A 7,866-nucleotide genomic window follows, 5' to 3' on the forward strand; every position below is an offset into this window, starting at 1 on the left:
GCCGCCCCGAAATTGTAATCTTGTCCGCAAAAACAGGTACGAATGACGACGATCTTGGCACGTGAACAAGCATCCGAATGCTGAGTGATGATCGTTCTTAAAGCCTGACGGGCCGGGGGGGAAGCATTCACCGCAGCGGCGTAAGAGTATGCGCCGAATGGTGCCTCGCATTGCGGCAAGCCAGTTCGGGAGATCGCGCCGCTGTGCCACAACGCGGCGGGCTTACGCGTCGAATCGCCACCGGTCAGGTGGAATTAACCCACCGTGTCGCATATATGCATCGATATGAGAGAACCCCTCCGATGATCCGTTTCGACAACGTCAGCAAGACCTACCACGGACGCAAGTTCGAGAAGAGGGTTTTCTCCGGGCTTAGCTTCACGGTCAACCGGGGAGAGGCGATCGGCATCTGCGGGGCTAACGGCGCTGGCAAGTCGACCCTGATGAGACTGATCTCGGGGGTCGAACAGCCGACCACGGGCATCGTCACCCGGAAGATGACTACCTCTTGGCCAATCGGTTATGCCAATTGTTTCCAGACGAGCCTCACGGGTGCCGACAATGCGCGCTTTATTGCCCGTGTCTATAATCGTCCCGAGCAGGAATTGCTCGACTATGTCGAGGACTTTGCCCAGCTCGGGCCCTATTTCCGCCAGCCGGTCAAGACCTATTCCGCTGGTATGGCGGCGCGCCTTGCCTTTGGTGTCAGTCTCGCGATCGAGTTCGACTGCTATCTGGTGGACGAGATTACCGCCGCCGGTGACGAACGCTTTCGTGCGCGGTCGGAGGCGGCCCTCGTAGCCCGGCGCGAGAAGGGCACGCTTATTATGATCTCTCACGATCCCCACACGCTGAACGCCTACTGCACGCGCGGCGCGGTGCTTTATGGGGGGTCGCTTATTCACTTCGACGACGTGAACGAGGCTTGGGGGGTACATAGCCGACTGCAGGGCCGATCAGTCTGATGGCTGCAAGACTGGCCTGCGAAAGCGATCCCGCCTAAACAGGGGCCGTCCTGCGCAGATGCGCGCCTTTCTCGGCATAGAAAGTTTCGATGTTCGGCCTGCCTGCTTTTCGGAAACGTCCTCGCAGCCGATCACGGTTCAGCGTCCAGGGCAATCAGGCGCGCGACCTACGGGCCTGGGCAGAGGCGGCTGAGCAATATCGCCGACATCTGCTACTGATGCCGGGCGACGGGCCGATCTGGGTCCAGCTTGGCCATATGCTGAAGGAGGGCGGACGTCAGTCGGAAGCTCTTCTGGCCTATGGGCAGGCGCTGGAGCTGAACCCTGGCGATCCCGATCTGCTGCTGCATCTGGGCCATGCGCTTCTCGCTACGGGTAACAGCCAAGGCGGGATCGAGCGGCTGCGGGAAGCTGCCGTTGCAGGCAGCGCGCAAGCGAGGCGCGATCTCTATACCTTGTTTGGGGAGAGCATCGCCGGCCTCGTTCCAAAGGGCGATCCGGCGCCCGCGCCGCTCCTCTCCGATCTCGGGCGCCATGTGACAGCCTTGCGCGCTACCGATTGCCACGATGTCGCGATAGACGGTAGAGATAGGCTCAAAGCGCTGTCGCACGATCCTTGGATCGTCTTCGAGTGGAAGGACGGTGCGCAGCCTACCACCCCCATGGCGCTGCTCACGATCGAAACGGCCGTGTTTGACGCCGATATCCCGCCGATCGCCCAGATTTACGTCGATTGCGGCAACGGCTTCAACGAGCGCGACAGCACGCATTTCTCCTTCACCGCCGGCAAGGCGGCAATCCTGCTCGTCGATCCCGCAAGCATCTATCAAATCCGGTTCGATCCGGATGAGCGACCGAGCCTCCTTGGCCTGCCGCGGATGACTGTCACCCCCCTTGCCGATACCGACGAGATTGAGCGCGTCGTACGCGACGATGCACCTGTCGACGTTGACATGGACCGACTGCTCGAACTGTTGCGCAACACCATCGCCCGTGATGAGGCGAAGCCGCAACTACCTTCGCACGCGCTGGCGCTTGGTTTCGATCTCGGCCGGGCGATCAATTTCAGCCACGACTACCGTCACTGGCTCGCCCGTAACGGCGCCCCCCGTGCCGCCGATTATGAGCGCATGGCGGAAATGGCGGCGGCATTCCGCATCCATCCCCGCTTCTCTTTCATAATTCCGGCCTACAACACGCCCCCGCACCTGCTGCGGGCGTGCCTCGATTCCCTACTGGAACAGTCATACGGCGAATTTGAAATCTGCGTTGCGGACGACAATTCGCCCGATCGCACCGTCCTCGAAACCCTCGCGGACTACGCCGCCCGGGATTCCCGCGTCCGATACGTCGCACGCCCTTTCAATGGTCACATCTCAGCCGCCAGTAACAGCGCTCTGGCGCTCGCGACCGGCGACTTCGTCGTCCTGGTCGACCATGACGACCTACTGCCAGATTATGCGCTTTTCGTCCTGGCTTATTATATCAATCGCCACCCGCACGCCGATATCTTCTATTCGGACGAGGACAAGGTCACGCTCGAGGGCTATCGCGTACAGCCTTACTTCAAGGGGCGCTTCAACCAATTCCTAATGTACGGCCATAATATGGTCAGCCACCTCGGTGTTTATCGCCGCGCGCTGATTGAACAGGTGGGCGGGTTTCGCTTGGGTTTGGAAGGCAGCCAGGATTACGACCTGACGCTGCGCTGCCTGGAGGCGGCGGGGCCGGACAGCATCGTCCACATCCCCCATATCCTCTACCACTGGCGGATCATGCCCGGATCGACCGCGATGGCAGCCGATCAGAAGGGTTATGCCGTTGTCGCCGCGCAGAGTGCGATAAACGGTCATTTCGAGCGAACAGGCCTGCCGTTCCGATCGATCGAAGGCTTCGCGCCGGGCTGTACGGGCATTCGCCCCTCGCGCCAGTTCGACACGTCCGTCTCGATCATCATTCCCACGCGGAACGGATACGATCTGCTGGAACCATGTGTGGCGTCCATTCTCGAGCGCGACGCGGCGAATACCGAGATCATCATCGTCGACAACGGATCGGATGATCCCGCGACGCTGGCTTATCTGGAGAAGCTGGCGGAGCGCGACGAGATCCGCGTCGTCCGTGATCCCGGCGAGTTCAATTTCTCGCGGATCAACAACATGGCGGCACGGGCGGCGACCGGTGACATTCTCTGTTTCCTCAACAATGATACCGAGGTCATCTCGGCCGACTGGCTGAATCGCGCTCGCGCGTTCCTCAGCCTCGGTGAGATCGGAATGGTAGGCGCGCGCCTGCTGTTTCCAGACGGCACGCTGCAACATTTCGGCATCGCGCTGGGCATGGGCGAGCACCGGGTTGCCGGCATTCCGCATTTGGGGCTGGACGGCCACCTACCCGGTTATCTCGGCAAGGCGCGCCTGCTGCAGGAAGTATCCGCCGTCACCGCCGCCTGCATGTTCGTACGCCGCACCGATTTCCTGGCTGTCGGTGGCTTCGAGGAGGAATTGCGTGTCGCATATAACGATGTCGATCTGTGTCTGAAGATCCGGGAGATGGGCCTGAAGATTCTGGCTGACCCGGATATTACGCTGGTCCATAAGGAAAGCCGCACCCGCGGCAGCGACAAGCATGGGGCACGTGCCAAACGGCTCGACGAGGAGGCCGCATGGATGCGTCGGCGCTGGGCCGAAAGGCTCGACAACGATCCCTATTATTCGCCCAACATCGATCTTGGGCGCATCGACTTCGCTTATGCGGCCGATCCGCGGGTGCCGTGGCCATGGGCGGAGCGGGCAGACGGCGCCTGAGGCGGTTCATTTCGCCGGTTAAGGTATTGTTTGAGTCATACAAAAGCGATCATGTTTGGCATCTTCAAAAAACGACATAGGGCACCGATCGGCCCGCGGAAAAGTCGTTTACCTCTTCCGCGCAGTCTTTTCGACGAGGCTCGATATCTAGCGTACAACCCCGATGTCGCTGCAGCGGTAGCGCGAGGCGAGACGCAGGCATATCGCCATTATGTCGATCATGGTCATTCGGACGAGCAGGAAGGGCGTCGCCCAGCTAGCCTGCCGATTGTGTCCACGCCGATTGTTCCCCAGCGCAACGCACCCGATGCGCTGCTGGACCGGGTTATCGATTTGGAGACCGAGAAAAAGTTGCTGTTGGAGGTGCTGAACGGCCGCCTTCCCTCGGCCGCTGACATTGACTTCTCGATGCTGAGCGAGACGGTCGACGATGCACTCGTACCCCCTCTCGACCGCGCCGAACTCGACGAAGGCAGGCTCGATGAAGATCAGCGGGCGTGGCGGCGCGACGGCTTTATTATCAAGCCGGGCTTCATTCCCGATGCGCTGATCGACACCTATTGCTCCGTTCGGGCGCGGGTGCCCAATGCTGGCGGTTGGGCCTGCCCCGTGCCCTACATGCACATTCCCGAACTGCGCGCGATCAGTCTCTATCCGCCGCTAGTGCGCCTGCTTGGCCATCTCATCGGCGAGGAAATGGGGCTGCACCTCAATTTGACCGGATGGATATCCACCGACCGCAACTGGCATCAGGATGACTATCTAAACCCCCCTTACGTCAACAGTTGGTATGCGGCCGTCTGGATCGCGCTCGACGATATCCATCCCGATTGCGGCCCGTTTGAATTTGTGCCGGGCTCGCACCGCTGGCCGTTGCTCAAGAGTCATCGTGTCCGCCTCTTTCTCAACGAAACGGAGCGGATGGCCGGGCCCTGGCCGACGCTGGCCGAGCGGTTCGTGAATGACGCGGTTGAGCTGGAAATCACGCGGCGCGGGGCCATGCGGAAAAGATTCATTGCCCGCAAGGGCGACACGCTGATCTGGCATGGGCGGCTGATGCATCGCGGCAGTTATGCTAATGTGCCGGGAATGGAGCGCAGGGCGCTGATAGGCCATTATAGCGGCATCACGCACCGCATGGATATGCCAGAGGTAGCCTACACGTCCGAGAACTGCGCCTATTTCGTCCACGACATGCCGATCGATTTTGACCCTTACGCGGACACGCCAACGTCGACGGAGAGCTAAATCCATTGGGATCGTGCGCCAGTGTGGAAGAGTCGGTGCTTACGAATGCGCAATTACGGACAACATGACACCCCTGACATGTGCCAGTGACCCCGACGCCGCATCTGCCTGATCTGGCAGGCCGGTCAGGATAGCGCGGCGCGCAACGGTTCCAGCCAGCGTTCGTAATCGCGCCATCGGTCGACCGCGGCGGGATCGATCGGCCGCCGGACCTGGCTCGCGCTCGGCGTGCGGACCTGGCGCTGGGTGTCGTGGAAGGTAAGGCAGGCGGGGTCGAACGGCAGGCCGAGATAGTCGAGCAGGCGCCGCGTTTCTCCCTCCAGGTCGGCGACGAGCGTCTCGTAGCAAAGGCGATGGACATGGCCCGGCAGGCGCGCGTCCCACAGCGCCATCATCTTCCGATAATCCGACTGATAGGCACCGATCTCGCTCAGGTCGGAGGCGAAGCTGTGCCCGATCGGCAGCAATTGCTTGAACAGGGAGAAGCCGTTCGCCATCGGATCGCGCCGGACGTCGACGATCCGCGCATTGGGCAGGATCAGGCGGATCAGCCCTACCAGCCGGAAATTGGCGGGCAATTTGTCGATAAAGCGCGGCCGGCCGCCGCGCCGGAGGATCCGGGTCCGCTCGAGATACGCCTCGCCAAGGGCCGCGACCTGCCCGCGCGACAGCGCGCCCAGCGCTTCCGGATAGCCTGCCGGCGCCGTCCCGGGCGTGTGCGTTGCGATCTGGCGGGCGAGCGCGGGCAGCTCGTTCAGCTCCATCGTCGCCTCGATCGCCGGGTGGCTCGCCAGGATCTGCTCGACCAAAGTCGATCCGGAACGCGGCAGCCCGACGATGAAGATCGGCGCCGGATCGGAACATCCCCAGCCGGCCCGCTCGTCGAAGAAACCTTCGGTAAAGACCGCTTCCGCCCTTGCGCATTCGCGGTGCAGGAGACCGGGATCGTGCGTGATGCCGGCGCGATGGAGCCGGTTACCCTCGGCATAATGCCGGAACGACGCGGCATGGTCGCCCGCCGCCTCGTCCGCCGCGCCCAGCGTGAAGTGCAGGAAGACGCGATCGCCGGCGGGAAGCGTCGGGTCGGCGAGCAACGCCGCCATCCGCTCGCGGTGCGCGGCATCGAACCGGTAGGCACGAAGCTCGCTCAGTCCCCACCACGCCTCGCCCCGGCGGGGATCGAGCACGATTGCGTCGAGATAGGCCGTGGCCGCCTCATCGAAACGCCCTAGTGAGCGGAGCAGATGGCCGCTGCTGACCCATGGCCCCGGCAGGGTGGGGTGTCCGGCGCGCATCGCTTCGAACGCCGCCAGCGCCTTTTCGGGCCGGCCGGCGCGTTCGAGCATCGCCGCCTCCAGATTGCGATATCCGACACTGTTCGGATGACGGGCGCGCAGCGCACCGACTTCCACCAAGGCTGTCGCGGGCGGGAGGTGGTGGAGCGTGTCGGCCAATTGGTGCCACGCCGGCTCGGTATGCGGTGCGAGCTCGGTCGCGCGGGCCAGCATGCGCACGGCGTCGTGCGCGCGGCCCATACGCCGCGCGACCGCCGCCATCAGGACCAGCGCCGGGGCATCGTCGGGCCTGCGCGCGAGGCGCGGCTGGAGCAGCGCGTAAGCCTCTTTAAGTCGCCCCGCCGCGATCGCCGCCTCGGCATCGGCCAGTTCGACGTCGGGGGAGGGCATCGGCTTCGCTAGCGCCGCCGCAGCCGCGCCTTGAGCTCGGCGGGCCGGAAGGCGCCGAGCGCGATCGCCGCCCCGAAATAGAGCGTGGCGGCGGCGGCCATCAGGCCGCCCAGCCACGCCACCCGTTCGGGGAGCGGGCCCGTCATATGGCGGTCGACCAGCGGCACCGCCACGACGATCAGCGCGGCCATGACGAGCGTCGCGATGAGGAGCTTGAGCGCGCTGCCGCGAAGCCGGCGGTCGCTGGCGAACTGTCCGCGCCGGCGCAATGTCCACCACAGAAGCCCGGCATTGATCCACGCCGACGCCGCGGTCGATACGGCAAGACCGATGTGCAGCAATGGCCAGATCAGGACGAGGTTGAGGCACAGGTTGGCCAGCATCGCCACCAGCGCGATGCGAACCGGCGTCCTTGTGTCGCCCCGCGCGTAGAAGCCGGGCACCAGCACCTTGATGAAGATGTAGGCGGGCAGGCCGAGCGCGAAGGCGGACAGCGCCTGCGCGGTCTGGATCGCATCGTCATGCGCGAAGGCGCCATGTTCGAGCAGCGCGCGGATGATCGGGGTCGCCGCCAGCACCAGCGCGGCGGTCGCGGGCAGCGTCAGCACCAATACCAGTTCGAGCGCGCGATTCTGCGTCGCGATCGCGCCCGCCTTGTCGCCCGCGCCGATCTGGCGCGACAGCCCCGGCAGCATCGCCGTGCCGACCCCGATCCCGATCAGCGCCAGCGGAAGCTGGTTCAGCCGGTCGGCATAATAGAGGAACGACACCGAGCCCTGCGGCAGGAAGCGCGCGGCGAGGCTGGTCGAGATGAGCAAATTGAACTGGATCGCGCCCGCGCCCAGCGCCGCCGGGCCGATCAGACGGAGCAGCTCGCGCACCTGCGGCGTCAGGCGCGGCGGCTTCAGGCGGAGCGAGGTGCCCGCGCGGTGGCACGCCCACACCAGCCAGAGCAATTGCGCGACGCCCGACACCGTCACCGCCACCGCCTGCGCATAAGCGGTATCGACCTCGGTCTCGCCACGAAAGAACAGGAGCGCCGCGATCATGCAGACGTTGAGCAGGATCGGCGCGGCGGCATTGACCCAGAAACGGTCGACCGAATTGAGGATGCCGCCGAGCAAGGAGGCGAGGCTGATCAGCGCGAGATAGGGGAAGGTG

At 63.9% G+C, this 7,866-nt stretch carries 5 protein-coding genes; 3 read left to right on the top strand and 2 right to left on the bottom strand.

Annotated elements, in window-relative coordinates; genetic code table 11:
* The first annotated feature begins 302 nt into the window (after window positions 1-302).
* From ACOJSF_RS13620 to ACOJSF_RS13630, 3 genes are all read left to right on the top strand, one after another.
* Window positions 303-965, top strand: a complete 663-nt coding sequence (locus tag ACOJSF_RS13620; protein ID WP_420142737.1) for an ABC transporter ATP-binding protein — start codon at window positions 303-305, stop codon at window positions 963-965.
* An 89-nt stretch (window positions 966-1,054) separates the two neighbouring features.
* Complete coding sequence (locus tag ACOJSF_RS13625; RefSeq protein ID WP_420142738.1) at window positions 1,055-3,772, top strand: glycosyltransferase; 2,718 nt, start codon at window positions 1,055-1,057, stop codon at window positions 3,770-3,772.
* Between the two features lie 51 nt (window positions 3,773-3,823).
* Window positions 3,824-5,020 carry a phytanoyl-CoA dioxygenase family protein gene (locus ACOJSF_RS13630; RefSeq protein WP_420142739.1) on the top strand — a complete coding sequence of 399 codons (1,197 nt, stop codon included), beginning with the start codon at window positions 3,824-3,826 and terminating at the stop codon, window positions 5,018-5,020.
* Window positions 5,021-5,145: 125 nt separating this feature from the next.
* On the opposite strand, the gene ACOJSF_RS13635 is transcribed toward ACOJSF_RS13630, so the two are convergent.
* Window positions 5,146-6,705, bottom strand: coding sequence for a sulfotransferase (locus ACOJSF_RS13635; RefSeq protein WP_420142740.1), 1,560 nt, complete (start codon window positions 6,703-6,705; stop codon window positions 5,146-5,148).
* Between the two features lie 8 nt (window positions 6,706-6,713).
* Window positions 6,714-7,866: murein biosynthesis integral membrane protein MurJ (murJ, locus tag ACOJSF_RS13640; RefSeq protein WP_420142741.1), on the bottom strand; the 1,153-nt coding region annotated here is incomplete at its 5' end.

Origin of the sequence: Sphingomonas sp., from assembly GCF_048594985.1 — a bacterium.
Taxonomy (GTDB): Bacteria; Pseudomonadota; Alphaproteobacteria; order Sphingomonadales; family Sphingomonadaceae; genus Sphingomonas_I.

What these genes read in the sequence shown, in the direction of transcription:
- ACOJSF_RS13620 (WP_420142737.1), top strand. Translation starts at nt 303, where the DNA reads ATGATCCGTTTCGACAACGTCAGCAAGACCTACCACGGACGCAAGTTC.
- ACOJSF_RS13625 (WP_420142738.1), top strand. Translation starts at nt 1,055, where the DNA reads ATGTTCGGCCTGCCTGCTTTTCGGAAACGTCCTCGCAGCCGATCACGG.
- ACOJSF_RS13630 (WP_420142739.1), top strand. Translation starts at nt 3,824, where the DNA reads ATGTTTGGCATCTTCAAAAAACGACATAGGGCACCGATCGGCCCGCGG.
- ACOJSF_RS13635 (WP_420142740.1), bottom strand. Translation starts at nt 6,705, where the DNA reads ATGCCCTCCCCCGACGTCGAACTGGCCGATGCCGAGGCGGCGATCGCG.